Below are 25,134 nucleotides of genomic sequence, written 5' to 3'. Positions count from 1 at the left end.
TTTCATCGCGGGACGGGTATGGAATATACGGCAGCGCCTATCCGTTCGGATGATTGAAGTCGGCTTTGGATTGGCCGTTCGGCACCGCTTCGTCTCCGACGACGTGCAGCACGAACGGTTTGGGAGCGCGCTCATGTCCGCTACCGGCCGGAGCCAACGCCTTTCGGCTTGCACGCTTTGGCCGTGGGGCAGTCTGGTTTTCGGAAGAACGAAATAGCGTGTAGTCGCGGGCAAACAGCCAGCACGAAATCTGAAAGACGCCGTGGGTGATGAACAGGGCGGCAAGTACGTCGATCGAATAGTGATAGTGGCCGAGCAGCACGACCGAGCCGAAGAAGGCAGTCAGCGCGAGATAAAACATTCGCCATTGCGGGATGTGCCAGAAGGCAAGCGCGGCGAGAAACGGCAGGCCTGTGTGGCCGGAGAAGAATAGATCGCTGCCGTAGAAAATCGAGTTGAAGAACGGCGCCGGCTTCTGCGGATCGATAGGCGATGGCGCCATGTGGGTGAGCGCCACGAACACGGCGCGAACCAGCAGGAACAGCGCCACGGCCTTGAGCGCGAATGGCACCCGGTTCGGTCGCCAGGCCAGCAGGCTCGCCGTAATCACGAACGCTGCGAACGTCCCGTAAATGAAGAGAAAGCGCACGTTGAAGGGGCCAACGCGGCTCAGCACAAAATCGGTGACGTAATTGCTGGCGTGGACCGTGGCATAGGTGACCGCGGCGAATATCGCGATGGTGCTGGCGGCGAGGAAAGCTGCGCCCTCGGCGAGCGAGCGCAGATACGCGCGATTGCCCAGCAGCGTCCGGTAGAGCCGTAGGGTATCTTCCATGAGCAATGCTCCGCGCAAATTTCCGCTGGGGGCCAAGCCAATTGTCAACCGGGAGCGCGCAACTGTAATCTTGCGCGCGTAAGCCGCGTGTGAAGCATGCCACATCCCGGAAATCCGTCTCGCTGAGCGGTACGATGAGGCCTATCCCGATGCCACCGGGCTCTCACGGCCGTGATGATGCTTCGTGGGACGTCCGGCACGTAACAGTAGAACCATCAGATGAAGTCATTTTCTGAGTGCGACGAAAACATCCTGAAATGAATTGATGGTTCGATGATCTTTGCCTGATTGAGGCATAGGTGTCGTCATGCGCGAAGATATTACTTCTTCCAGTTTCCTTGCGGTTATCATTGTCGGCTTGATTGTGGTTTGTACCGGCTTTCTCGCGCTTGGAATGTGAAGTCCAGTCCCGGGTCGACCTTGTCGCGGCGCAGGCAAATGCGCGCCAGCTGAAGCCTGCTCGACCGCACGGCTGGATGTACCCGGCGGCGAGGCCTGCCGGTCAGCCGATCGAGGCATGAGGCGGCCAGGCGTGGCGCTGTCGCGGATATCCGACGAGGCCTGCTTCCAGCCAATTCATTCACGGGAGCGGTTCGACCTTCGCCGCCATGTCGGGCGCGCGCGTGACGCGGTAAGTCGCGTTGCTGCATTTGAGGACCCAGACGGCGCGGTCCGGCTGCGAGCGCTTTTTGTCCCTCGTGGCGCCGAGCGCCTTGTCACAGGCAAACCCCTGCGTGCGAATCTGAGCCGCCAGCATGGTCTGCGGCGTTTCCGCCGCAACCTGTTGCGCCCGCACCTGCGGGCTGAGAAGAACAGCAGCGATAGTCAGGGGTAATGATCGGAGCAATGATCCAGGTGCTTTGTACATGACCTCAACCCTCAAGGCAGGCATCCCGCTCATCTGAATGCCGAACTATACCGCAAAAACACCGGCGTCGTCCGCTTTGGCTCGGAAGGCCCGGTTGTGACGTCCGTGCTTCTCCCGATAGCGGAAATCGCCGGCCGCGAGCGTTAGATCCGCTTCGTGCCAGGACCCGGAACTTGGTCGCCGGATGGCCTCAATGAAGCTCGCCGAGCAGCGCCTTGGCCGTTCGAAGGTCGCTTGTGTCAAAACCTTCGGTGAACCAATCGTAGACGGGGGCGAGAAGGTCACGTGCCGCTTGCCGTTTTCCCTGATCGCTCAAGAGCCGCGCCAGGCTCATGGCCGCGCGCAATTCCCACGACTTTGCCTGCTGTGCTCGCGCAACGGTCAGGGAATGCTCGAAATGCGCTTGCGCTTTCGCCATGTCTCGCTGCGGCGACTTGAGCGCGATTTCACCGGCAACGCGATGCGCCTCAGCCTCGCACCATCTTTCCTTGGTTGCGTGCATCGCCGTCATTGCTTTGTCGATGCAGCGCCAGGCATCGTCGAATTGGCCCGAATTGGCATGGGCGATTGCCAACATGAACTCGTGCTCCGGCGTAAATATTGTCGATCCGGCCGACCGCCATAAATCAATGCCCGCCGTGACGATCTCGGCTGCTTTCGCGGCTCCCGTGAGTGTCAGGATATAGCCCCGCCGTAACACGCCTTCCGCTTTTCGGAACGGGGCACCTTTCTCCTCGGCCAACACGACAAGCTCTTTGAGACGCTCGTTTGCCGCGTGGTAATTCCCGCAGTAGGTATTGATAAGAATCGGAAAATTCAGCGTAAACATCAAAGTGGCGGCGTGCTCGATCTGGCGCGCTTCCGCTAGCGCGCATTCTGCATCCTTGAGCGCAGCCTCGGGGTAACCGAGCAGCCACGAAGCCATCGAACGAAAGGCCAGGCACGTTACCCGGAGGTCCTGGCCAAATCGCGTCATCAATCGCCGGTGCTCGGCGGGGCGGTAAAGGGCGAGGGCTTCATTGTAGTGCGCCTTGGCATCAACGAGGTCTCCCATAAGCGCGAGCGTGCTCGCCATGGTACGGTGTCCAATCATGCGCGGTGCCGCCGTTCCCTCCTTCTCGCCAAGGGCCAGAAATCGCGCTGCAAGCTCTCGCGCAACGTCACCATTGAAGTTTATGAAGTTGACGATCCACTGGCCAAACAGAGCCGAGAGCAGCAACGAAGGGTCATCGGGAGGTTCGCCGATCCGCTCCGCTTGCTCGATCAGCGCTCTCACCTGAGCTACGGCAGCCTTCGTTTCGGGCGCGCCATATCCCTTGACATGCATGAGCGTGTTCAAGAGCGCGACGTGTAAGACGATCTGCTCGCGCCGCAGGTCGGGCGTGCTGGGCAAGGTTGCGATTTGTTCCAGAGCGTGGCTGAGTTGCTCTGCGGCTTCGACCAGCGCCGAACGCTCCTGTGAGCGCTGTCCCGCCTTGCCCCACAGGCGCGCTGACTTCTCGATCAGGTCGGCCTTTGCGTAGTGACGCGCCAGCAGTTCGGGCTGGCTCTCGGCGATTTCTGCGAATTGACTTTCGAGGATTTCGGCGATGCGCGCATGCAGCACGCGCCTTGGCCCGCGCAGCAGCGTACTGTAGGCTGCGTCCTGCACCAGCGCATGCTTGAACAGGTAGCTCGCATACGGCGGGGTGCCGTGCCGAAACAACAAACCCGCCGCAATGAGCCGGTCGAGGTCGGCGTCCAGTTCTTCCTTTGGTTTTCGCACGAGCGCGGCCAGCAACATGTGGGGAAATGCCCGGCCGATCGCTGCGCCGACCTGCGCCACGCTCTTCGCCGGGCCGAGCCGGTCGAGCCGCGACATCAGCGAAGCCTGCAGGCTTGCCGGAACCGCCACAACAGGCGTTGGTCCGCCTGCGAAGGCCCGCTGAGCATCACTCTCACCCTCCGCGTCCAGCACCGCCTTGGTCATCTCCTCGGCGAACAGCGGAATGCCGTCGGTGCGCTCGATGATGTCCTGGCGGATGCCCGCCGGCAACGATCGGTTGCCGACGATGCGCTCGATCAGGAAATTGATGTCGCGCGGCGCCAGCCGATGGAGGGTCAGCTCAGTCACGTGCGGCCGTCCGATCCCGGGCGGACTGAATTCCGGCCTGAAAGTGACAAGTAACAGGAGCCGGTGGCTCACGGCCCAGTCCACCGCCCGGGCGAACAATTCGAGGCTGGTTGGATCGGCCCAATGCGCATCTTCGAAAATCATCAGCACGGGATTGATCCGCACCAGCACCTCGATTTGCGAACCAAGCGCTTTCAGCGTTTTCTGACGACGGAGCTGCGGCTCGACTTCAACCGGAGGGTAGCGTCCATCGTTGGGCAGCGACAGCATTTCGGCAAACAGCGCCGCATCCTCTGAAGGCGTCGAGCTTTGCGCCAGCAGCGCGTCAAGCTTGTCCATTTTCGCTTGCTGGCTGTCATCGTGAGCAAAGCCGGCGGCGCGCAACATCTCGCCGATCACCGGATAGAGCGGGCTGTCGGTATGCTGCGGCGAGCAGAAGAACCGCAGGCGTATGTGTGGCTCGCGAGCAAGCTGTTCCAGCAGCGCGATGGTGAGCCGTGATTTGCCGATTCCCGCTTCACCGGAGAGCAGCACCACCTGACCTTCGCCACTCTTGGCCCGCTCCCATCGGCGCAGAAGTAGCTCGATTTCTTCATCACGACCGATCAGCGGCAGCAAATCGCTACTTTGGAGAGCATGCGATCGGCTGGTCACTGCTGTCTTGCCTGCGACTTGCCAGGCCGCGACTGGCTTTACGAATCCCTTGAACTCGACTTTACCGAGATCGAGATACTCGAATTGCGGTCCAGCGATCGTCTTTGTGCGATCCGAGATAATGACGGCGCCGGGTTGCGCGAGCGATTGCAGCCGGGCGGCAAGATTCGGGGTATCGCCGAGGATGCCATGCTCCTCGGAAATCGCGCTTTCCGACATATCGCCGACCAACGCGACGCCCGTTGCGACACCGACGCGCGCGCTCAACTTTTCCTTCGCGGGCAGGGTGGCGACCGCCTGCACCAATGCGAGGCTGGCGTGAACGGCGCGCTCCGCGTCGTCTTCGTGTGCGTGAGGATAGCCAAAATATGCCACCGCACCGTCGCCATGATGTCGCGCGACAAAGCCGTCGAAGCTGGCAACGGTTTCAGTAATACAGCGCCGGTAGTCGGCGATGATGGCGCCGAAGTCTTCAGGATCGAGCCGCGCGGAGAGCGCAGTCGATCCGACCAGGTCGCAAAACAGTACCGTAAGCTGCCGGCGCTCGATCGGGCGCGCGTCCCGGGCCGTCGGTGCCGCTGCGGGAGAATCCACGCGCAATCTGGTTCCGCAGTCGCCGCAAAACTTGTTCAGGGCAGGGTTTGCCGCGCCGCAGGTCAGACAGCGCCGCACCACCGCCGCTCCGCACTGTCCGCAAAATTTTCTTTGCTCCGGGACTTCGGCTGCGCAATTCGTGCAGTGCATCCGGACCTCAACGGATATCAATAACGCCATTACAATGCGCCAGAAGTCGAGCGATCCATGTGATCGTGGTCACAACTCCGGTTGATCCGTATCGAGGTTCCGTTCGCGCTCAAAAGTGGCGGTCGGCTCGCTGAGGCGGACCGCCCGTTTCTGTCCAGAAGGAAGACATCGTCGAGCTGCCCGCTCAGGTCTGCAGGGGCCAATTCCAGACTCGTGCTCCCGGAGAGCACTGTAGTCCGGACTTGGCCGGGACTTGGCAATGGCTCCTGAACGGATCATGGCTTCCGTTCATTGAGCACGGGCGTTGCCGTGCGCAGAGCCTGTTCGTACCGCTTCAGTTGGTCCAGCGGAAACTTCTGCATGGCCAGAAGTTCGTCAACCGTCTTGTTCTTCAAATGAATGATGCCGGACGATGTCAAGATATCATCATCCACCGGTGCCGCGCTGCGTCGAAGCGCAAGCATTCGCTCGATACGTTGCAGGACGAGACGATTGCGTTGCTCTCCCTTCTTCGCGTGCTCCACATAATACGACAGCCGCTCGGTGGACATGGCCCGAGCGCTCTCCTGATCGCCTTCGATAAGCCGGAGTAGTTGCTCGTCGATGATGTCGCTGCACACATCGATGCATTCGTCGCAGATAAGCACGGTCGGGCCGGCAACCAGCGCTCTCACTTCATGCTGGCTCTTGCCGCAGAAGGAACAATAGAGCACCGCTGGTGGCGTCGGGCCCTGGTGGCCGGCAGTCGACCCGGGGCGTGGCTGTACCGTATCGATCTTGGCGGACAGGATGTTCCAGTTGTCGTAGCCGAACGTCTTCGCGATCAGCTCCAGGGATTCGCTATGGGTGATCTCCATAGCCCTGGTCTTCAAGGCATCGCGCAGGGAATGCGCCATGACTTTCGCATCGCGGAAATCGCGCATGAGAGCACCTCTCTATCGACGAACGGAGGAGATCGGTGCCTGCCTTGCCGACCCGTTCGCCAATGGCGAGGGCGCGGAGATAGATTGATACGTTCACCATCCCCGAAGGGCGCAGGCGGCGGGTGTATCGACCCGGTCATGATGATGGCGCGGCAACGCGCGTTGTCAACTCAAAATGATCGGGGAGGCGACGCCGAGGACCTACGAGCTTTTAATCCCAATAATGAGTCGCCCGTCGGGCAAGTCGGCTGCATTCCGCTTCGCTCCTGCATGCGATCGCCCAAAAACCCGCTGCGCGCAAAATCTAATTTACTGAACAGTTTCAATCTGATTTGGGTCGTCCAGTTTCCTTGGCAAAAATAATTCGCTTCCCCGTCGCCCCAAATCAGTGGCTATTTCCGCCCGTCTCGTCCCGGCAAGAGGGGCGTATCGCGATCGTCACGAACGCGGGATGGGATGCGGTGGACGCGATGGCGCCGGCGCGCAGATGGAGTCGCAGGGCAAGTTATCTTGTGAGCGAAATCCGGCGTGCAGGACGTACGGCGCTGACGCGTACGGCAAAACCGTGTGGTCCCGACACCCGTGGCTGGTGCCAAGCTGCCGGTGGCGAATTTGATCCAACCGGATCGATTGAGCCATCAAGCCGGCAGCGATGGAGGCAAGACGAATTCGTCTCCAGGGAGAGCGCGGCATAAGCCGTCAAACCATTGCGCAGGGGATGCCGGAGTGCTCCGGCTGTACCTGTATGCTCGTGTGCGCCTCTATCTCCATCTTGCACACGAGACCGCGGGTGCAGCAAGCACCCGGCATTCCCTGCTCCCTCGTTAAGGAGGGAAAGGTTCATGCAAGCCTCGGGTTCATTGAGCCGCGAGAATACGAACGTGCATCTCAGTGACGGCGGAGCGAGGAGCCTTGTAGCCCGGATGGAGCGGAGCGAAATCCGGGGGCAGTCGTATGCGGTCAGGGAATCCCGGATTGCGCTGCGCTCCATCCGGGCTACGTGGCCGGATCCAGAAATCATGGAGCCGCCCGAATTACCTCAGAACAATTCCGGCTGTTCCGCCGCGATCACCTCGCCGTCGCTGATCGTGCCGCCCGTGATCACCTCGGCATAGATCCCGCAATCGGCGTGAGAGAGCCTGCGCTGCAGCGCCTGGGGGATGGCGAGGTCGCGCTGGGCCGTATCCGGATCGACATTGACGGCGGCGCAGCGGACGATGCGCTTCACCACCTTGAGTCTCACGTCGCCGATCGAAAGCGTCCGGTCGAGGAGGTCGAATTCGTGCCAGGCCGGCCAGCCCTCGACATAGAGATTGGCGCGGAAGCGAAGCGGATGGACCGGCGCGCCCACCATGTTCTCGATGGCGCGGACGCTGGCGAGGTTGATGATGGAGACGACCTTGCGGGCGAGGTCCGAAAAGCTGTGCCCCGGGCTTTCGAGCACCTTTGGCGGACCCTTGATCTGGCCGGCATAGGCGGTGGCGAAGAAGTTCTCGATTGTCCGCCGGCCCTCGGGCGTTGCGAGATTGCCCTGGGCTACGATCCGGCCGTTGTGGTTAATCGAGAGGACGTTGCTCGCATCGTCGAACCGGGTGCGCAGGCGGGCCAGCCATTCGTCCCGCATCAGCATCAGGAAGTGCGGCTTCGGCAACCATTTCGGCTCGGCCGGATCGAAGCCGGAGGGGCCGTTTTCGATCGCGTAGCGGCGGTCGGCCAGGAGCGTCTGACCGGGGCTAAGCTCGGCGCGGCTAAGCTGTTCGGGGGTCAGGCCCTTGACGGGGTAGCGATAGATTCCGGTGATCCGGGCAGGCGGGGCTGTGGCAGGCATGCGGCTTATTAAGGGATTCCGTTGTCGTGCGCCACCGCTCCCGAATTTGTGACCGGGCCTCTTCCGTTTTGCGCCGTGATGCCCACATTTGCGTCAAGCCTGAAAAGCGGGCGACGAACCGCGGCCGGTTGAGAAATGTCAATGCGGTTCGCGGATACCCAATGAAGATGCCGTAATCATGCCTACGCGCGTGACCCGCGAAAGTGTGTGCGGTTTCGCGTCAAAGTCACGCGCCAAACATAATTTTGGGGCGCGATCGGACGCAAAACCGGTACCCACTTTTGCTGATCGCGCCCGGGTGGGGACGGCAGGCCGAGGGAAGTAAACGACATGAATATTGAAAAATACACCGAGCGGGCGCGCGGCTTCGTCCAGTCTGCGCAATCGCTGGCGGTGCGCGACGGACATCAGCAGTTCTCGTCGCTGCATATGCTCAAAGTACTGCTTGATGATAGTGAGGGGCTGGCTGGCGGTCTGATCGACCGCGCCGGCGGTAACTCTCGCGCGATCCTCAAGGCGACCGAGGATGCGCTGAAGAAGCTGCCGAAAGTCTCGGGAAGCGGCGCCGGGCAGATCTATCTTGCGCCCGATATGGCGCGCGCCTTCGGTGCGGCGGAAAAGGCCGCCGAGAAGGCCGGTGACGGCTTTGTTACGGTCGAGCGGCTGCTGCTGGGCCTGACGCTCGAGAAGGGCAGCGAGGCCGGTGTGATTCTCGGCAAGGGCGGCGTCACACCCCAAAACCTCAATTCGGCGATCGAAGCGCTGCGCAAGGGCCGGACCGCCGATAGCGCGACGGCCGAAAATGCCTATGACGCGCTCAAGAAATATGCCCGCGACCTGACGCAGGCCGCGCGCGACGGCAAGCTCGATCCCGTGATCGGCCGCGACGAGGAAATCCGCCGCACCATCCAGGTGCTCTCCCGCCGCACCAAGAACAATCCCGTGCTGATCGGCGAGCCCGGCGTCGGCAAGACCGCCATCGTCGAGGGCCTGGCGCTGCGCATCCTCAACGGCGACGTGCCGGAAAGCCTGAAGGACAAGAAGCTGCTCTCGCTCGACATGGGTGCCTTGATCGCGGGCGCCAAATACCGCGGCGAGTTCGAGGAGCGGCTGAAGGCCGTGCTGCAGGAAGTCACCACGGCCGAAGGCTCGATCGTCCTGTTCATCGACGAGATGCATACGCTGGTCGGCGCCGGCAAGGCTGACGGCGCGATGGACGCGTCCAACCTGTTGAAGCCCGCATTGGCGCGCGGCGAACTGCATTGCATCGGCGCCACCACGCTCGACGAATACCGCAAGCATGTCGAAAAGGACGCCGCGCTGGCACGACGTTTTCAGCCGGTGTTCGTTTCCGAGCCGACGGTCGAGGATACCATCTCGATCCTGCGCGGGCTGAAGGACAAGTATGAGCAGCACCACGGCGTTCGCATCGCCGATTCCGCACTGGTCGCCGCGACCACGCTGTCGAACCGCTACATCACCGACCGCTTTCTGCCCGACAAGGCGATCGACCTGATGGATGAGGCCGCGGCGCGGCTGAAGATGCAGGTCGATTCCAAGCCCGAAGAACTCGATTTGATGGATCGGGAAATCATCCGGCTGAAGATCGAGCAGGAAGCGCTGAGGAAGGAAACTGATATCGGCTCCAAGAGCCGCCTGCAGGCGCTGGAAAAGGAACTGGCCGATCTCGAGGAGAAATCGGCGGCGCTGACGGCGCGCTGGAGCGCGGAGAAGAACAAGCTCTCCGACGCGCAGAAGCTGAAAAGCGAGCTCGACGCCTTGCGCATCGAACTGGCGAACGCGCAACGCCGCGGTGAATTCCAGCGCGCGGGCGAGCTCGCCTATGGCAAGATTCCGGAACTGGAAAAGAAGCTGGCAGACATCGAAGAAGAAGATGCCGGCGAGATGATGGAAGAGGCGGTGACCGCCAACCACATCGCGCAGGTGGTGTCGCGCTGGACCGGCGTTCCCGTCGACAAGATGCTGGAAGGCGAAAAGGACAAGCTCCTGAAGATGGAGGGCCAGCTCGGCAAGCGCGTGGTCGGCCAGGCCGAAGCCGTGCGTGCGGTGGCAACCGCCGTGCGCCGTTCGCGCGCCGGCCTGCAGGATCCGAACCGCCCGATGGGCTCGTTCATGTTCTTAGGTCCCACCGGCGTCGGCAAGACCGAGCTGACAAAGGCGCTGGCCGAGTACCTGTTCAACGACGAGACCGCGATGGTCCGCCTCGACATGTCGGAATACATGGAGAAGCACTCGGTCTCGCGGCTGATCGGCGCGCCTCCCGGCTATGTCGGCTATGACGAGGGCGGCGCGCTCACCGAAGCGGTGCGGCGCAGGCCCTATCAGGTCGTCTTGTTCGACGAGATCGAAAAGGCGCATCCGGATGTCTTCAACGTGCTGCTGCAGGTGCTGGACGATGGTCGCCTGACCGATGGCCAGGGCCGCACCGTCGACTTCCGCAACACGCTGATCATCATGACCTCGAACCTCGGTTCGGAATTCCTGGTGAACCAGCCGGAGGGCGAGGATACGATGGCTGTGCGCGAGCAGGTGATGGGCATGGTGCGTGTGCATTTCCGGCCCGAATTCCTCAATCGCGTCGACGAGATCATCCTGTTCCACCGCCTGCAGAAGAGCGAGATGGGCCGGATCGTCGAGATCCAGTTCGCCCGCCTGCAGAAGCTGCTGGAGGATCGCAAGATCACGCTGACGCTCGATGCCGCGGCGCGCGACTGGCTGGCGGCCAAGGGCTGGGACCCCGCCTATGGCGCAAGGCCGCTAAAGCGGGTGATCCAGCGCAATCTGCAGGATCCGATGGCCGAGATGATCCTCGCCGGCGAGATTGCCGACGGCGACCGCGTCGTGATCTCGAGCGAAGGCAACGTGCTGACCTTCAACGGCCAGGCGCCGCAGACCGCCGAGATCGCGCAGTTCGAAGCGCCGGTGTCGAAGCGTAAGCTGAACTGACGCTAGAAGCGTAAGTCGGCCTGACCTAAATGAGATGCTCCGACACGCGACGCGCCGGGGCATCTCAGCCTTGCGTGATGGAAGGTCCGGTGAAAGACCCGGGGTCGTCATCATCGTCAGGCTCAAGCTCGGAGAGAATATCGACGAGCTCGCGAACCCGCCCCGTCGCCAGCGGCCGGCCTGCATTCATCATCGGCTCGTCATTCGCGAGCCATGCTTGGGCCTCAGCCAGCTCCTCAACCGTCGCACCGGTCGCGATCATTTGGGCGATGGTCACGTCGTCGGCGGAGCCGATCGCCTTGATGACGTCGTCCCGGGTAATGCGCTCTGATCCCGACAGGCTTGCCATGACATTCCTCCATCAAGGGCTCGCCGATCAAAATCAAACAGTCCACTCCCATTCAGTTCCCCGGCCGCCGATGAAAAATTGGGGCCGTGGGAAGGAAAAACGAACGCGCTCGCGCCCGCACGAAGCACCTCCTGATACCGCAACGCCACGGTGTGTCGGGCCCTTGCACGAAAAGAGGGTGTTGTTGAAAAGACGCACGTATCGCGTCATCTCGTAAGGGCTGTGAGATTCTCCTTGAACAACTTCATGCCGGTTCCCCACAATCCCTGACGGAGAGTAAGGGGGCGTGCGATGCGTGGCGTGAGTATCTAGGAGCCGGCGTTGGTTTGGACTGTTGGGGAAGCCTTGACTTCGCGCGCTTTTTGAGAATCGACAATTTTAAATTGAGGCTGCGATTTTGAACTGGAATGGCTGAAAGCCAGGACGACATTTTTAGGTGTGCTCTTTAGTCGTGTTCGCGCGCGGAGGGACGGCCGTGTTGAGCGTTAGTTTGTTCGGCGCCAGTCGAGTTACCCGTAGTAACGAACAGATTTGGTCGGATCTCGGTCCAGCCGGGCGGCGATTGGCTGGATTCCTCTTCACGTTTCCGGATCGTCCGCATCGCCGCGAGCGGCTTATCGACTTGTTTTGGCCGGAGCTGGATACCGAGAGGGGGCGCCGAGCCATGAACTCTGCGGTCTGGCGGCTGCGGAAGCTGCTTGCGTCGTCTCCCGAATACCAGGACGGCCATGGTTTGAGGACCGTTGGCCCCGAGACCATTCTTGAGAAGACACCGTGGCTGGACGTTGACACTTGGGCGTTGCTTCACGCCGCACGGAGCACGCTCAGCGGGCTCGAGGCCCAGCCGGAACCATCGAGAATGAAGGAGGTTCTCGCGGTTCTGTATCGGTACGAGGGGCCATTTCTGGACGGCGAAGATGCCGAATGGATCCTGGAAGAACGCGAGCGGCTTCACTCCCTTTTCATCCAGTCGGCCATGATCATGGTTCGTCATCTCGGGCTTTGTGGTTACTACCACGACGCGATCCAGCTCGCCCGTCATTCGCTGCGCTTCGATCCCTATCGTGAAGAGCTGGTTCGGCATCTCCTGACCCTGCTCGCGCTCGATGAAAGACGAATCGATGCCATCAGGTACTACGATCATTGGATCGGCCTGATCCGGAAGGAGCTCGGCATTTCGCCGCTTCCGGCGACAGGTGCGATCATCGAAGAGATCAGGAACCTGCATAATGCCGAAAACGCTCAGCGCCTGCGCGCGCGCCTGATCGGTCGGGACGAGAAGCAGATTTTTGCAATTTAAGCGCTAACTAGCCGCCCGGCCCCGGACGGCAGCTTTACCCAGCAAACTCCACACTCACCGTCGACCAAATCCGGGCAGGGCGAAACCCGCGGCTTTCCCAGGGCGCGCCGTGACCTTGCCGTGATCCGCAGCCAATCCGCCGGGCATCGGATCGTGGACCGGCCGTGAGCCGACGACGACAATTCCCGAACGATCGCAGGATTGTCCCGAGTTCAGGCCATGCAACCGTCGGCGCATGGACTCACAGCGACCACTGCCCGATCAGGTTTTCATTCTGCGCTTCTGGCGTGAAAGCGCCGATGCCAGCGAACACGCGCGTTGGCGGGTCCTGGTGCGCAACATCAACACCCGCCGGCGCGACGTGGTCGACGATGTGCAGCGCGCCTTTGCGATTGTCGCCTCCAATTTGAATGCAGCCGCCGGCGAGCATGACGGGCAGAAGCATTTGGACATTGAACCATCAAAACCAGAGCATTGAGAGATATTGCGTGCGCGTAGCCGATCACCCAACCAGTAAGAGCCAACCGCCGCGAGCGAAAGCCCCGCGGGGCCGCGACTTCGCTCGTGCTTGTCACGATGGGCCGATCGCCATCATGCGCCACACGGCAGTTTCTATCGCTTTTGCCGCCACGCTCTCGCTCGCGAATTGCAAGGGATTTGTGCGGGAGATGTGGGAGCGTGCGATGCGTGCGGGTATCGTTGCGGGCTGCGTTGCATTGGCGGTGTTGTTGAGCGGGTGCGATCCGAACGATCGAAATTATTTCCGCGGCGGTATCGGGACTCAACTCTATACGGCGGAGACTGCTTCAGCCACCGAGTTTCAGAACATCTATCTGGATTATCTCTGCCGCCAATCAATTTCTTCTATCGGTGCCGACGCGCCTGGCTGCGCGCAGGTCGTCCCAGCGAACGCCTGGCCGGTGATAGTCCAGGCTGGTCTGAATGATATCGACGCGCGCTGCGATTCATACTTGGCGTGGCTTGATCAGAAAAGGCGTGAGAACGCGGCGATCCTCGCGGAGATAAGCGCGGTGCGTTTCGCGGTAGACGCGCTCACCAATCCGAACATAGCGGGCGTCAGTGGGGTCGGGTTGGCCGCGATTTCGGCAGCCTTTGGGTTGGCCACCAGTACGGTCAACAATTTCAATTCGCTGCTGCTGCAGGTCGATCACACGACAGTGCAGACTGTAGTGATAGGCAATCGCCACGCTTTTCGCCAGGACCTGCTTAGGTTTTCGTCGTCGATCGACAACAAGCCGTTGGCCATCCACACGATGCGAACCTACCTGTCGATTTGCATGCCGATGACGATTGCGGCGAACATCAATTCGACGGTGACCGTATTTAAACAGACCGGGATTGCACCCGGTGCTGGTCCCGTGCTCCCCACGGTTGGCGTGCCGTTCACACCGCGCGAGAGGTTTGTTGAAAGAAAGCCACCGGATGTTGACAGGGTCAAAACCGTGCCCGGAGCCGAGACCATTATTGACGGATATCCGGCTAACCGGCTGACCTACACACCCGAAGTCATCGACAACATTCTGGTCGGTCTCTGCGCGCCGCAGAGCGAGCTGACCCAGATCACCGGAATTACGAAGGCTCTCCTGAACATTTGGGAGCAAACCGACACTCAGAATTCGAAGCTCGACGGCAAGATCGGCAGTGACAGGGAACGGAGGGCAATTATAGCTTTGACTCCGTGCCCAACCGGAACCTTGAATGCCTTCGAGCGCAGGACCTTTGTGACGGGTCCAGATGTTGCACTCCTGGTAACTCTGCTGAACAAAGTGCCACTGAGTGGTGAACTTCCGGCGGCCGCGACACTCAGCGATTCGCGAAACAGAATTGCGCTGGTGCGACGGAGTTGCTTTGCCGGCAAGCTGAGCAAGTTGCCGGACAGCATGAATTCGCAGGTAACGCCAGACCTGATGAGGGAGCTGGGGCTTTATGCGCGTCGACGGGCGGCGGAGACGCCGGCGGCTCCGGGCGGCGGACAGCCGGCTCCAACCACCATACCGGCCTGCTAGATCCAGGGGCATCAAATGACTTTCTTCGTAAAACATGGGGTGATGACCGACTTGCGGTCGGAGCCTACCGCTGACTCGGTATCCAAGGATCTGTTGTTCTCGAACCGGGAACTTGGCGATCCCATTCGAGCTTCGGACGCGTTTCTATTCTTCGCGCTCGGAGCTCCGAACGACGATGCGCTGAAGGGATGGGTCCTCAAGTCAGACTGTGAGGACCGGACCGATGATGCGAGCCGACCGCCGCTCAATGTTGCCGCCTTCGTTCAGGAGTGCGTCAACGTCCAACTCCTCTTCAACGATGAGACGAAGCCCGTGGAGGGAGCGCCGCCCGCGGTGTCGATCCGGCCCTGGGTGGTTTCGGCCGATTTTCTGATCGCGCGGGCGCTCTACGAAACGGACATCAGGAATTTGGGAAAGAATATTCCTGGCTCCGACGGCGTCGGAGCACTCCAGGTCACCGTCGCCGAATGGAAGGATTTTACTGATAACGGCGGTGCGCTTGCCAGCGATGCCCGCGCGAGCGATCGCGACCATTCGGTGCTTCAGATCCCTGCCGCGGCCTGGCGCCAGCACGTCCACGGAAAGGCGATGAGCAAAATTCGCCTCGACGCCGGAAAGGCCACGGCGGAGGACCCATTCGTTGCAAGCTTCCTCGACATGTTCTTTGCGCATGTGACGAACAGCCCGGCCGCGGCGATCGCCATTCTCGACGCGCAAGACGCAGGTACCCCGCCGGACACCTCGATCAAGGAAGTGCTCAAGGCCGTCATGACGGCCGAAGAACTGTCAGCGTTGTTCAAGGCGCGGGAGAAACTTTCCGGCCTTCCTACGGTCTTCTTCGGCACAGAGGCGAATCCGAGCACGCTAAAATCGGTTGTCGACGTCGCGGAAGATACGCTCAAGAAGCTGCTTGTCGCCGCATTGGCCAGAATTGAAAAGCACCGGCCGGACATGATTCCGGAAGTGACCGCCGGCGGCGCGCCTTGGATGGCCATCGCAGAGCAGGCCCAAGCGGAGGGCGTCAGGGAAGGTACGCACAATGCTGTAATCAGCAAGTATTTTGCGGACACGGATTTTGGTGGCAACCCCAACACCAATCCACCCCCGGCATGGTGCGGCGCGTTCGCGGCGCATTGCATGAAGAGGTGTGACAACCCGATCGTCCAGGCGAGCGTGCCGAAAGAGGCGGCAGCGGCGATTAGCTGGAAAAAATGGGGAGCCGACTTTCCATTGCGGTCGGCCACCATCCCGCGTGGAGCCGTCGTCGTTCTTTCGCCCATGCCGGGGACGACCGGAGGCACCGGACATGTCGGCTTCTTTCTCGAGTTCTCTCCAGACAAGAAGAAAGTCTTTTTGCTCGGCGGCAACCAGAGCAAGAAGGTGGGCAAGACGCCGTTCCCGGCGAGCCAGATCGCAGGGGTACGATGGCTTGACCAGCCTGGCGCAGTTGGAGCCGTCGCGATCGATGGAATCACGTTGCCGCCAAGCGTCGCTCCCGCTAACCGGCAGTTTGCCGGTCTGATTTTGAAAGCTTTCGCCGCCGCCGGCTATGGCCGAGACCAGCAGATTGCGGCGCTTGCGAATGCGATCGGTGAGTCCAACCTCAATCCCAGGGCACACAATACACACGGCGAAGATAGCGTGGGGCTATTCCAGCTTAACCGCATCGTGGGCGTTGGAGGCCATCACAGTGTGGAACGGCTGATGGACCCGGCTTTCAACACCCAACTGATCATCGCGGAAGCCGGCAGGTTTTCCGCCTTTAAAAACGCGGCGGATCTCCACACGGCTGTGGATGTGTTCGTACGCTCTGTGGAGAGGCCTGCGGACAAACCGGGTCAGGTCGCTAAGCGCTTCAAGATCGCGCAGGCACTGATCGCCTGATGTGGGGCATGACGGTGAAATGATGGCCAACTGATCGGAGGACGCCTTGACGATCATGCCGGCGATGTCCTCCCGTCCATGGGGTAGTGCCGCAGTATTGAGATCAACGGGTTCGAAAGCGCTTGGGGATTGGTCATCGCTTACGCGTCCCGCGAACCCTGCGGTACAGATTGCCCACTGTCTGAAGATTGCCGAGCAAATCGGGTCCGTGGGCGGATTGCGGTATCACTTGGATTGATGACGCTTGCATAGCGTCGTCAATCCTGAGGCCGTTGTTTTCGGATTCACGGCGACGCCTGCTCCAGACGTCTCGCCTACTTCTTCACAACCTTGTAAATCGCGTTCTCGATATCCGACGAGAAGTAGATCACCCCGTTGCCCCGACGCCGGTCGGGATGTTGCTCGGCAGTCCGCTAGGTGCGGCCGGCAATCCGATCGGCAGGTTGGCGGCGATTTCGGTGATGGCGCCATTCGCCGGGTCGATCGATACGATGCGTTTTTTCGCCGACTTCGGCGACGATCAGCTTGCCGTCGGGCGCCAGGTCGCTGGCGCGGACCAGCGATTTGCTACCAAGTTCGTTGACGAGAATGCTGCCGTTGCCGAGCTTGACCGCGTCGTGCGGGGCCTTGAAGCCGTGCAGCATCTCCTCCGTCTTGCCGCTCAGTTGCACCATACCGATGAACCAGTTCGAGCGCAGGCCGTCATCGCCTCCACGGTCGGACCGGGATCGGTAGCAACAAGTGCAATATTGAATTCCGGAGCGGTGACGCACAAACCACTGTCGCCGCACCGTTCGAGTCCGTTCACCGGCCCGGCGCGGGGCAGACTTGTCCAGCGCCGGTCCGGCTTATCCAAAAGTTTGGCCTCAGCGGCCTGTCGTCAGCCGAGGCGGGATCTGGGACATCATCCAGAGTTCGATCGCCGCCAGGATCGCCACGGCCGCGCCGATCACCACATGCACGGTCATCGCGGTGGTTCCCTGGAAGCCCAGGACCCAGGGCGAAACCAGAGCCCAAAGTCCGACGACCAGGTTCAACCATTCTTCCCAGACCGCGAATGCCGCCAGTGCCGCGACCGCAAGGACCGCGATAACGAGACCGGTGATATTAGCATTCGCAGAGACCATTCCGGCGTCGAACCCAAATATCCAGGGCGATAACAAAAGAACCGCACCAAGGACCAAGTTCGCGACGTCACAGAATTTTGCGTTCGTCCAGTTCTCCATGGCAACCCTCCATTGAAGGTTTTCCTATGCAAATCAACCGGATAACCGCGTGCCGGTTCCGCGGTCGGGCGGAAAATTTGATGAAACCGGGGTGGCCACGCTCGGTTGGTGCCTGAGCAGGGGCGTGCTCCGGTAGAAATTTTCCCGATCCCGAGGCAGGAGGCGCTTTCATGACCAGGGAACTCGTTACCCGCGACGCACCCGTGTTCGATCAGTTTCCCCCGGGCATTTACCGCGCCGCGGTCGGTCTTGTCGTTTGGTTCGCCGCCGCGGCCTGGATCTTGTTCGACCGCCAAAGTGACATCGGGCTTCCGCTCGCGATGGTGAGTGTCCTGCTGCTGGTCGCCGTGATGCTGCCCTGGTCGCTGTCCCTGGTCTGGAGCAGGCACCGGATGCCCAACGAGCGGCATCCGAACAGCATTTCACTGCGCGATTGGAGGAGGGGCGACTTCGTGGTCTGGGGCGGCCGGCTTCGTGGCACGCAGGCCGCCATCGACATGCTGCTGCCGCTTGCGGCCGTGGCATTCGGTCTTACGGCGCTGGGAATCGTCTTTCTAATCTGCGCCAACAGCGCTCGCTAGAGGCTGCGGCCCGTTAGCGCGGCTACTTCCTCACCGCCTTGTAAATCGCGTTCTCGATATCCGACGAGAAGTAGATCACCCCCGTTGCCCCAACGCCCACGCCGGTCGGAATATTGCTCGGCAGTCCTCCAGGTGCGGCCGGCAATCCGATCGGCAGGTTGGCGGCGATTTCGGTGACGGCTCCGCTGGCCGGGTCGATCTGAATGATCCGCTTGGCGCCGACTTCGGCGACGATCAGCTTGCCGTCGGGCGCCAGCGCGATGCCTTCAGGTCCCTTCAGATCCTTGGCGATCACGGCTTTCTCGCCGTTGGCTTCCACCTTCGACACCTGGCCGGCAAAGGCTTCGGTCATATAGACCGCGCCGCCCGATCCGGCGGCGAGCCCGACCGGCCCTTCGAGGTTGCCAAGCACCACGGTGCGGTCCTTGCCGTGCTCGCCGCTGGCGCGGACCAGCGATTTGCTGCCAAGTTCGTTGACGAGAATGCTGCCGTCGCCAAGCCTGACCGCGTCGTGCGGCGCCTTGAAGTCGTGCAGCATCTCCTTGGTTTTGCCGGTCTTGCGGTCGATCAGTTGCACCGTGCCGGTGAACCAGCTTGACAGCAGCACGTCGTCGCCTTTGGCGGTCGCGCTCATCGGATATTCCAGCGTCACGCCGTCGGCATGCATGCGGGCGGGTTCGGAGACTTCGCCGGTCGCGCCATCCACGGTGCGGTAGGCGAAGACGTCGGCGACGTAGATCGTGTCCTTGCCCCCATCGGAGACCACACCGATGCCGCCGGGCAGCGCCAGCTTGCCAATGATCACCTGTTTGGCAGCGCCGGTTTCCGGATCGACCTCCTGAATGCCGTTATCGGCCATGTTGGAGACGAAGATGCGATCCTTGTCGTCGATCGCGAGATTGTCGAGCGAGGGCTTGAGCTGGGCTACCATTTTCTTGGCGCCGGTCTTCGGATCAACCCGCACCAACTGGCCGAGCGCGGTGTCGACCACAAAGAGATTGCCCTTGGAGTCGAAATTAACCGCAGCCGGAATCTTGAAGCCGTCGGCGACCACGCTTAGTTCGGCCTTGTCGACGTCGACCTTGGCGACCTGGCCCTTGAACCAGAGCGGGCCGTACAGCATGTCGTCGGGTCCGAATTCGAAGCCGTTGAGGCCGCCCATCTTCTCCATGATCTTGCGCGGCGGTTTTACGCCCTCGACGTCGATCTCATAGAGCGCGTCGCCGAGGAAAACCTGGGTCGCGTACAGCCGTCCATCCTTGCGGAAGGCGAGCGAGTTGATGCCGGGCAGGCTGGAGGCGAGTTTCTTGACCGGGCCGTCGCCCTTGCGCGAATAGAGATCGCCGGTGAGGAAGGCCGTCCACGCCATGGTGCCGTCGGGCGCAAACGCGATGTCGTCGGACATGCCTTCCGGGGAGGGCACCGCAATCTTCGCCGTGCCGTTATTGCGATCGACCTCATAGAGCGCGGCGCCCGCGACGCTGCCGGCGAACAGGCGGCCGGACTTGTCGATCCCGAGCCCGTGCACGCCATGAAACGCCGAGCCGGGAACGAGCTTGGTGACCTCATAGGTCTGCGCCGAGGCGCCGGCCGTGGTGCCTGCAACGATCGCCGCAACAGTCGCCCAAAGCGCAAGCCTGCTCGTCATGACGCGTCCTCCCAGTGTTTTTATGGGAGGCAGTATTTGTCGCGGCTGGCCGTTTGGCAAACGAAACTGTCGCAAAAAGCGCTGTGCCGCTGCCATAAATCCGACACGGGGCGTGAAAAGCCCCATCCGATTTTCAAGATTTTATCGAAGGCTCAGCGGCTGATCTGACGCGTCTGCTGCGCGGCACCGGCTGCTTCGGAAACGCGGGCCGCGCTGCCGCGGTTGTTCATCTGCACATCGAGGCGGTCGCGCTCTTTTTCGAAGTTCGCCATCATCGCGCCTTCGAGCGAGCGGCCTCGGGGCAGCTTGACGCGCATCGGATCGACGAAGCGGCCGTTGACCAGGATTTCGTAGTGGACATGGGCGCCGGTTGACATGCCCGTCGATCCGACGAAGCCGATCACCTGGCCCTGGCGCACGCGCTTGCCGGGCTCCATGCCCTTGGCGAACGCCGACATGTGGCCATAGGCGGTCTCGTAGCCGTTGTTGTGTTTCAGGCGGACATATTTGCCGTAGCCGCCTTCCCAGCCGACCTTTTCGACCACGCCGTTGCCGGAGGCGAAAATCGGCGTGCCGTAGGGGGTCGCCCAGTCCACGCCGGTGTGCATCTTGGTATAGCCGAGGATCGGATGGCGGCGGCCGCCGAAGCCCGAACGCATGATCGCGTTGTTGACGGGTTTGCGCACCAGGAACTTCTTCGCGCTCTTGCCGGTCTCATCGTAAAAGTCGACGACGGAATCGTCAGGCGTCTGGAACCGATAGTATTTCTTGGTCTCGCCGCCGACGGTGAGCGAAGCGAACAGCACCTCTGTCTTTTCGGTGCTGGGTGTGCCTTCGTCATCGCCGGCGAAGAATACGTCGAAGGAATCGCCGGGCTGCACCTTGCGCTGGAAGTCGACGTCGTAGGAATAGATCCGGACCATGTCCTCGATCACGGCAGCCGGCACCTTGTTGCGCATGGCGGTCTCATAGATGCTCTGGTAGAGCCGGACGCCGCTGCCATCATCTTCATCGTCATCGTCGTCGTCCTTGCTGGCAGCGGCCTCGGCGACAGTATTCATGCTCTGCACGTCGACGGCGACGTATTTGCCGACGTCCGACAGTGCGGCGACGGCTTCGACGGTGGTGTCGTTGGCGACGACCACGCGATAGGGCTGCAGCCGGGCGCCGGGTCCAAGGCCGGAGGGCGCCATCAGGATGCGGACCTTCTGGCCTTCCTTCAGCCCGCCGTCACGGCCGCGGGGGCCAAGGGTCAACGCAACCGCCCTGGCTTCGTCGGGTGTCGCGCCCAGATCGCGCAGGATCGAAGCGATCGTGTCGCCCTTCTTCACAACGTGAACGCGTTCGCCGGACGGATTGCCGCCGGTGATCTGGTCCTTGGTCTTCGGCAGCAACGTGACGTTTTCCGGCACCACGCGGGTTTCAAAGCCGGCATAAGGATCGGAGACGTTGCCTTCGGTGGCGTAGGCGAGCTTGAGATCGGACTGCACGCCGCCGGCGTCGGCTGCGGCATTGGCAAGCGACGTGTAGCGGACGCCGCCCGAGCCGCGCCAGTTCGCGGCATCCCGTACCCGCATCAGGACTTCGTCGAGCGCGACCACGGCGGCGAGTTTCGCCTTCGGCAGCACCGTTGCGAGATCCTTGGTAACGAAGGAAACCTCGGCGTCGGGTTCGACGGCCTCGGGATTGTTCGGATCCTCGGAAGCGGCCTGTGTCGTGGTGCCGACATCGGTCAGCATGCGCTGGGCGTTGAACGGCGGGATTTTTGAGCTGAGATCGCTCGTCGTCATCGACAGATTGCCGGAGATGCGGACGAACGGCCGCACCCGCATCACGTCGCGGTTGCCGACGCGGGTGACGGTCGATACCCGCATCACATTGCGCGAGGCGCTGGATTCGCCGGGAGGCGGCAGGCGGTCGCTCTTGTGCAGGGTGGCGGTGCGATCGTTGGCGCCGAACGCCCCGCGCAGCGCGCCCTCAACCCGCTCGGGAACCTTGGCAAAGGTCATTTCGCCATCGAGGGACGCAAAAACGGCGCCGCCGATGAGAGCCGCGCCGCACAGACCGGTCAGGATAGTCCCGCTAAACCATTGTACGGAGACACGGCGGCGATCGATCACCGCGGCCTCGGAGCCATCGACGGAAAGCGGCGGCTCGTGACCGAGATCGATGATCCCGGTCTCGCGTCCATAGCCGCTCCCGCGTGGCGCCTTCTGGCTCAACCCTGTATCCCCCCCAAATTCCAACCACATCCGACAAGACCCTCGCCCGATCCGACCCCACGTTTCCGCCCTTTAAAGGGCGCTAGTCCGGAGCATGGCGTGCCGCACGCATATTGATTCGTGAATCAGAGGCCAGAAGAAGACCGGCCAGAGTCTCGAACGTCAATGGTTGTGCAGATCTCTCGAAGTTGCTCGGCCGCATGGGAAAGGCAACGGGTTCATCGAGATTGCCTGTCCCGGGTAGATGACCACCGGCAGCCCCCACTGACATCCGGTGATTCAATGCATACCTTATAGTCAGAACGTCGCAGGATTGTGGCTCTAGTGCGGCCAAAGCCCCCAAATATAGGGACTTCTTGGCGTCGCAAATTTCTTCGACGTGATGCGACAATTTGTTGACGATGGCCGTTGACAACCCCGATCGGGCGGGCCTATAACCCGGCCACTGAGCGCGGCGATGCATTGGCCCCCGAGGCCAACGCATCTATTCGCGCCCCGTAAGCTCCTCATTACGATGAGTGACTCAACAGCCGATAACAGTCGGTTGTTATTTGTCGTCGGATGAGGTCTGCGGGAACCTTCCAGAAGTGGAAGGGTGGGATCCCAGCGATCCCGGGCTGTTTGACAAGTGAAGATGAAGAAAGAGAAACGTGGACGGCGGAGTCCTTGCGTAGTCTCGAATACTTGAAAACTTCGGTTTTCATCTTTCGAGGCTGGACGAAAGACTTCGGCGGTACACGTTTACATAGGTTACACCATCGTCGTCCGCGATGTGAATCGCAGGCGATAAATATGGTGGGACCTCGTCAAACGTTGTGATCAGCCGGTTTAAAGTTTCAAGTCCAACTTGAGAGTTTGATCCTGGCTCAGAGCGAACGCTGGCGGCAGGCTTAACACATGCAAGTCGAGCGGGCGTAGCAATACGTCAGCGGCAGACGGGTGAGTAACGCGTGGGAACGTACCTTTTGGTTCGGAACAACACAGGGAAACTTGTGCTAATACCGGATAAGCCCTTACGGGGAAAGATTTATCGCCGAAAGATCGGCCCGCGTCTGATTAGCTAGTTGGTGAGGTAATGGCTCACCAAGGCGACGATCAGTAGCTGGTCTGAGAGGATGATCAGCCACATTGGGACTGAGACACGGCCCAAACTCCTACGGGAGGCAGCAGTGGGGAATATTGGACAATGGGCGCAAGCCTGATCCAGCCATGCCGCGTGAGTGATGAAGGCCCTAGGGTTGTAAAGCTCTTTTGTGCGGGAAGATAATGACGGTACCGCAAGAATAAGCCCCGGCTAACTTCGTGCCAGCAGCCGCGGTAATACGAAGGGGGCTAGCGTTGCTCGGAATCACTGGGCGTAAAGGGTGCGTAGGCGGGTCTTTAAGTCAGGGGTGAAATCCTGGAGCTCAACTCCAGAACTGCCTTTGATACTGAAGATCTTGAGTTCGGGAGAGGTGAGTGGAACTGCGAGTGTAGAGGTGAAATTCGTAGATATTCGCAAGAACACCAGTGGCGAAGGCGGCTCACTGGCCCGATACTGACGCTGAGGCACGAAAGCGTGGGGAGCAAACAGGATTAGATACCCTGGTAGTCCACGCCGTAAACGATGAATGCCAGCCGTTAGTGGGTTTACTCACTAGTGGCGCAGCTAACGCTTTAAGCATTCCGCCTGGGGAGTACGGTCGCAAGATTAAAACTCAAAGGAATTGACGGGGGCCCGCACAAGCGGTGGAGCATGTGGTTTAATTCGACGCAACGCGCAGAACCTTACCAGCCCTTGACATCCCGGTCGCGGACTCCAGAGATGGAGTTCTTCAGTTCGGCTGGACCGGAGACAGGTGCTGCATGGCTGTCGTCAGCTCGTGTCGTGAGATGTTGGGTTAAGTCCCGCAACGAGCGCAACCCCCGTCCTTAGTTGCTACCATTTAGTTGAGCACTCTAAGGAGACTGCCGGTGATAAGCCGCGAGGAAGGTGGGGATGACGTCAAGTCCTCATGGCCCTTACGGGCTGGGCTACACACGTGCTACAATGGCGGTGACAATGGGATGCTAAGGGGCGACCCTTCGCAAATCTCAAAAAGCCGTCTCAGTTCGGATTGGGCTCTGCAACTCGAGCCCATGAAGTTGGAATCGCTAGTAATCGTGGATCAGCACGCCACGGTGAATACGTTCCCGGGCCTTGTACACACCGCCCGTCACACCATGGGAGTTGGTTTTACCTGAAGACGGTGCGCTAACCCGCAAGGGAGGCAGCCGGCCACGGTAGGGTCAGCGACTGGGGTGAAGTCGTAACAAGGTAGCCGTAGGGGAACCTGCGGCTGGATCACCTCCTTTCTAAGGATGGTTCTTCAGAAGCTTGCTTCTATCGAACCGTTTTAGAAACATCAGTGGCCAACGATCGTCAGGATTGTTGAGCTGCATTGGCGGGATTTCGCCGTCTACGTTTCTCTTTCTTCGCGGACGAACACGCGCCAGGGGCTTAGCGCTTGTGCGATGCATCTGGCGTGAGCCGGCTGCGCGCCATTGCGGCCCCTCGTGTTAGGGGCTTGTAGCTCAGTTGGTTAGAGCGCGCGCTTGATAAGCGTGAGGTCGGAAGTTCAAGTCTTCCCAGGCCCACCACTTTGATCGAGCGCACTACGTCTCAATAATCGACGTAAAGCATTCGTCTTCTGGTACGGGGCCATAGCTCAGCTGGGAGAGCGCGTGCTTTGCAAGCATGAGGTCGTCGGTTCGATCCCGTCTGGCTCCACCAGATGGAATTGAAGATCGACAAAGTGCCCTGCTAACAAAGCGCTTTTCATATCGTCCGCGAAACATCACTTCGCACGCATTGTCCGGATGGACAGTGACGTGCGTGATATCTGACATCGTAAAGAGGAGATCGATCCGAGTTTGGGATCTGCAAAGCAATTTGCGGGCTCTCATTCCTAATCTCCAGATCATTTCGGCGCTCGCTCATCGCAAG

The 25,134-nt window shown here is 60.8% G+C and carries 15 protein-coding genes, 2 tRNA genes, 1 rRNA gene and 4 pseudogenes; 9 read left to right on the top strand and 13 right to left on the bottom strand.

Annotation, left to right across the window (positions count from 1 at the left end):
- Window positions 1-37 precede the first annotated feature (37 nt).
- From C7G61_RS00200 to C7G61_RS00180, 7 genes and pseudogenes are all read right to left on the bottom strand, one after another.
- A complete protein-coding gene (locus C7G61_RS00200; RefSeq protein WP_190241601.1) occupies window positions 38-835 on the bottom strand; it encodes a phosphatase PAP2-related protein in 798 nt (265 codons plus the stop codon).
- 580 nt (window positions 836-1,415) lie between these two features.
- The gene (locus tag C7G61_RS00195; protein ID WP_244608076.1) at window positions 1,416-1,592 is read right to left on the bottom strand and encodes a hypothetical protein; all 177 of its coding nucleotides are present in this window, start codon (window positions 1,590-1,592) and stop codon (window positions 1,416-1,418) included.
- A 301-nt stretch (window positions 1,593-1,893) separates the two neighbouring features.
- Window positions 1,894-4,434: an AAA family ATPase gene (locus tag C7G61_RS00190; protein ID WP_244608075.1), complete on the bottom strand. Its 2,541-nt coding sequence runs from the start codon at window positions 4,432-4,434 to the stop codon at window positions 1,894-1,896.
- A gap of 126 nt (window positions 4,435-4,560) precedes the next feature.
- Window positions 4,561-5,214, bottom strand: a pseudogene (locus tag C7G61_RS47335) (adenylate/guanylate cyclase domain-containing protein); the annotation flags it as partial.
- A gap of 593 nt (window positions 5,215-5,807) precedes the next feature.
- Window positions 5,808-5,927 (bottom strand): annotated as a pseudogene (locus C7G61_RS47330) (ClpX C4-type zinc finger protein); the annotation flags it as partial.
- A gap of 57 nt (window positions 5,928-5,984) precedes the next feature.
- Window positions 5,985-6,137 (bottom strand): annotated as a pseudogene (locus C7G61_RS47325) (glyoxalase superfamily protein); the annotation flags it as partial.
- A gap of 1,039 nt (window positions 6,138-7,176) precedes the next feature.
- Window positions 7,177-7,965 (bottom strand): MOSC domain-containing protein, encoded by a 789-nt coding sequence (locus tag C7G61_RS00180; protein ID WP_108512078.1) that lies wholly within the window; start codon window positions 7,963-7,965, stop codon window positions 7,177-7,179.
- Window positions 7,966-8,295: 330 nt separating this feature from the next.
- Between C7G61_RS00180 and clpB the strand changes: the two genes are divergently transcribed.
- A complete protein-coding gene (gene clpB / locus C7G61_RS00175; protein WP_108512077.1) occupies window positions 8,296-10,932 on the top strand; it encodes an ATP-dependent chaperone ClpB in 2,637 nt (878 codons plus the stop codon).
- A gap of 64 nt (window positions 10,933-10,996) precedes the next feature.
- On the opposite strand, the gene C7G61_RS00170 is transcribed toward clpB, so the two are convergent.
- Window positions 10,997-11,281: a hypothetical protein gene (locus tag C7G61_RS00170; RefSeq protein ID WP_108512076.1), complete on the bottom strand. Its 285-nt coding sequence runs from the start codon at window positions 11,279-11,281 to the stop codon at window positions 10,997-10,999.
- 490 nt (window positions 11,282-11,771) lie between these two features.
- Here C7G61_RS00170 and C7G61_RS00165 point away from each other — a divergent pair, with 490 nt between their 5' ends.
- On the top strand, window positions 11,772-12,581 hold the full coding sequence (locus C7G61_RS00165; RefSeq protein WP_145963529.1) for an AfsR/SARP family transcriptional regulator: 810 nt from the start codon (window positions 11,772-11,774) through the stop codon (window positions 12,579-12,581).
- A 241-nt stretch (window positions 12,582-12,822) separates the two neighbouring features.
- Here C7G61_RS00165 and C7G61_RS43735 read toward each other — a convergent pair whose 3' ends face one another.
- Window positions 12,823-13,026: a hypothetical protein gene (locus C7G61_RS43735; RefSeq protein WP_145963528.1), complete on the bottom strand. Its 204-nt coding sequence runs from the start codon at window positions 13,024-13,026 to the stop codon at window positions 12,823-12,825.
- 148 nt (window positions 13,027-13,174) lie between these two features.
- Here C7G61_RS43735 and C7G61_RS00155 point away from each other — a divergent pair, with 148 nt between their 5' ends.
- Both C7G61_RS00155 and C7G61_RS00150 read left to right on the top strand, forming a co-directional pair.
- Complete coding sequence (locus C7G61_RS00155; protein WP_108512073.1) at window positions 13,175-14,608, top strand: hypothetical protein; 1,434 nt, start codon at window positions 13,175-13,177, stop codon at window positions 14,606-14,608.
- A 15-nt stretch (window positions 14,609-14,623) separates the two neighbouring features.
- Window positions 14,624-16,492, top strand: a complete 1,869-nt coding sequence (locus C7G61_RS00150) for a phage tail tip lysozyme (protein ID WP_145963527.1) — start codon at window positions 14,624-14,626, stop codon at window positions 16,490-16,492.
- 314 nt (window positions 16,493-16,806) lie between these two features.
- Here C7G61_RS00150 and C7G61_RS00145 read toward each other — a convergent pair.
- Together C7G61_RS00145 and C7G61_RS00140 are read right to left on the bottom strand one after the other, a co-directional pair.
- Window positions 16,807-17,202: pseudogene (locus tag C7G61_RS00145) on the bottom strand (hypothetical protein); the annotation flags it as partial.
- 156 nt (window positions 17,203-17,358) lie between these two features.
- On the bottom strand, window positions 17,359-17,718 hold the full coding sequence (locus C7G61_RS00140; protein ID WP_108512071.1) for an SPW repeat protein: 360 nt from the start codon (window positions 17,716-17,718) through the stop codon (window positions 17,359-17,361).
- A 170-nt stretch (window positions 17,719-17,888) separates the two neighbouring features.
- On the opposite strand from C7G61_RS00140, the gene C7G61_RS00135 reads away from it, so the two are divergent.
- Entirely contained in the window at window positions 17,889-18,299 is a 411-nt protein-coding gene (locus C7G61_RS00135) for a hypothetical protein (protein ID WP_108512070.1), read from the top strand.
- Window positions 18,300-18,321: 22 nt separating this feature from the next.
- Here C7G61_RS00135 and C7G61_RS00130 read toward each other — a convergent pair whose 3' ends face one another.
- Window positions 18,322-19,947: a Vgb family protein gene (locus C7G61_RS00130; protein ID WP_190241599.1), complete on the bottom strand. Its 1,626-nt coding sequence runs from the start codon at window positions 19,945-19,947 to the stop codon at window positions 18,322-18,324.
- Window positions 19,948-19,983: 36 nt separating this feature from the next.
- Here C7G61_RS00130 and C7G61_RS46935 point away from each other — a divergent pair, with 36 nt between their 5' ends.
- On the top strand, window positions 19,984-20,115 hold the full coding sequence (locus C7G61_RS46935) for a hypothetical protein (RefSeq protein WP_274542251.1): 132 nt from the start codon (window positions 19,984-19,986) through the stop codon (window positions 20,113-20,115).
- Here the strand turns inward: C7G61_RS46935 and C7G61_RS00125 are convergent.
- The gene (locus tag C7G61_RS00125) at window positions 20,100-22,199 is read right to left on the bottom strand and encodes a peptidoglycan DD-metalloendopeptidase family protein (RefSeq protein ID WP_108512069.1); all 2,100 of its coding nucleotides are present in this window, start codon (window positions 22,197-22,199) and stop codon (window positions 20,100-20,102) included. The two genes, C7G61_RS46935 and C7G61_RS00125, sit on opposite strands and share 16 nt — an antisense overlap.
- An 813-nt stretch (window positions 22,200-23,012) precedes the next feature.
- On the opposite strand from C7G61_RS00125, the gene C7G61_RS00120 reads away from it, so the two are divergent.
- The 3 genes from C7G61_RS00120 to C7G61_RS00110 all read left to right on the top strand — a co-directional run bounded on the left by C7G61_RS00120 (window position 23,013) and on the right by C7G61_RS00110 (window position 24,921).
- Window positions 23,013-24,503 (top strand): 16S ribosomal RNA (locus C7G61_RS00120).
- Window positions 24,504-24,711: 208 nt separating this feature from the next.
- Window positions 24,712-24,788, top strand: a tRNA-Ile gene (locus C7G61_RS00115).
- A gap of 57 nt (window positions 24,789-24,845) precedes the next feature.
- Window positions 24,846-24,921, top strand: a tRNA-Ala gene (locus C7G61_RS00110).
- Window positions 24,922-25,134 lie beyond the last annotated feature (213 nt).

Source organism: Bradyrhizobium algeriense, assembly GCF_003062295.1.
Classification (GTDB): domain Bacteria; phylum Pseudomonadota; class Alphaproteobacteria; order Rhizobiales; family Xanthobacteraceae; genus Bradyrhizobium; species Bradyrhizobium algeriense.
The sequence above is the reverse complement of the archived record's forward strand: the minus strand, read 5'-3'. Positions and strand labels throughout refer to the sequence as shown.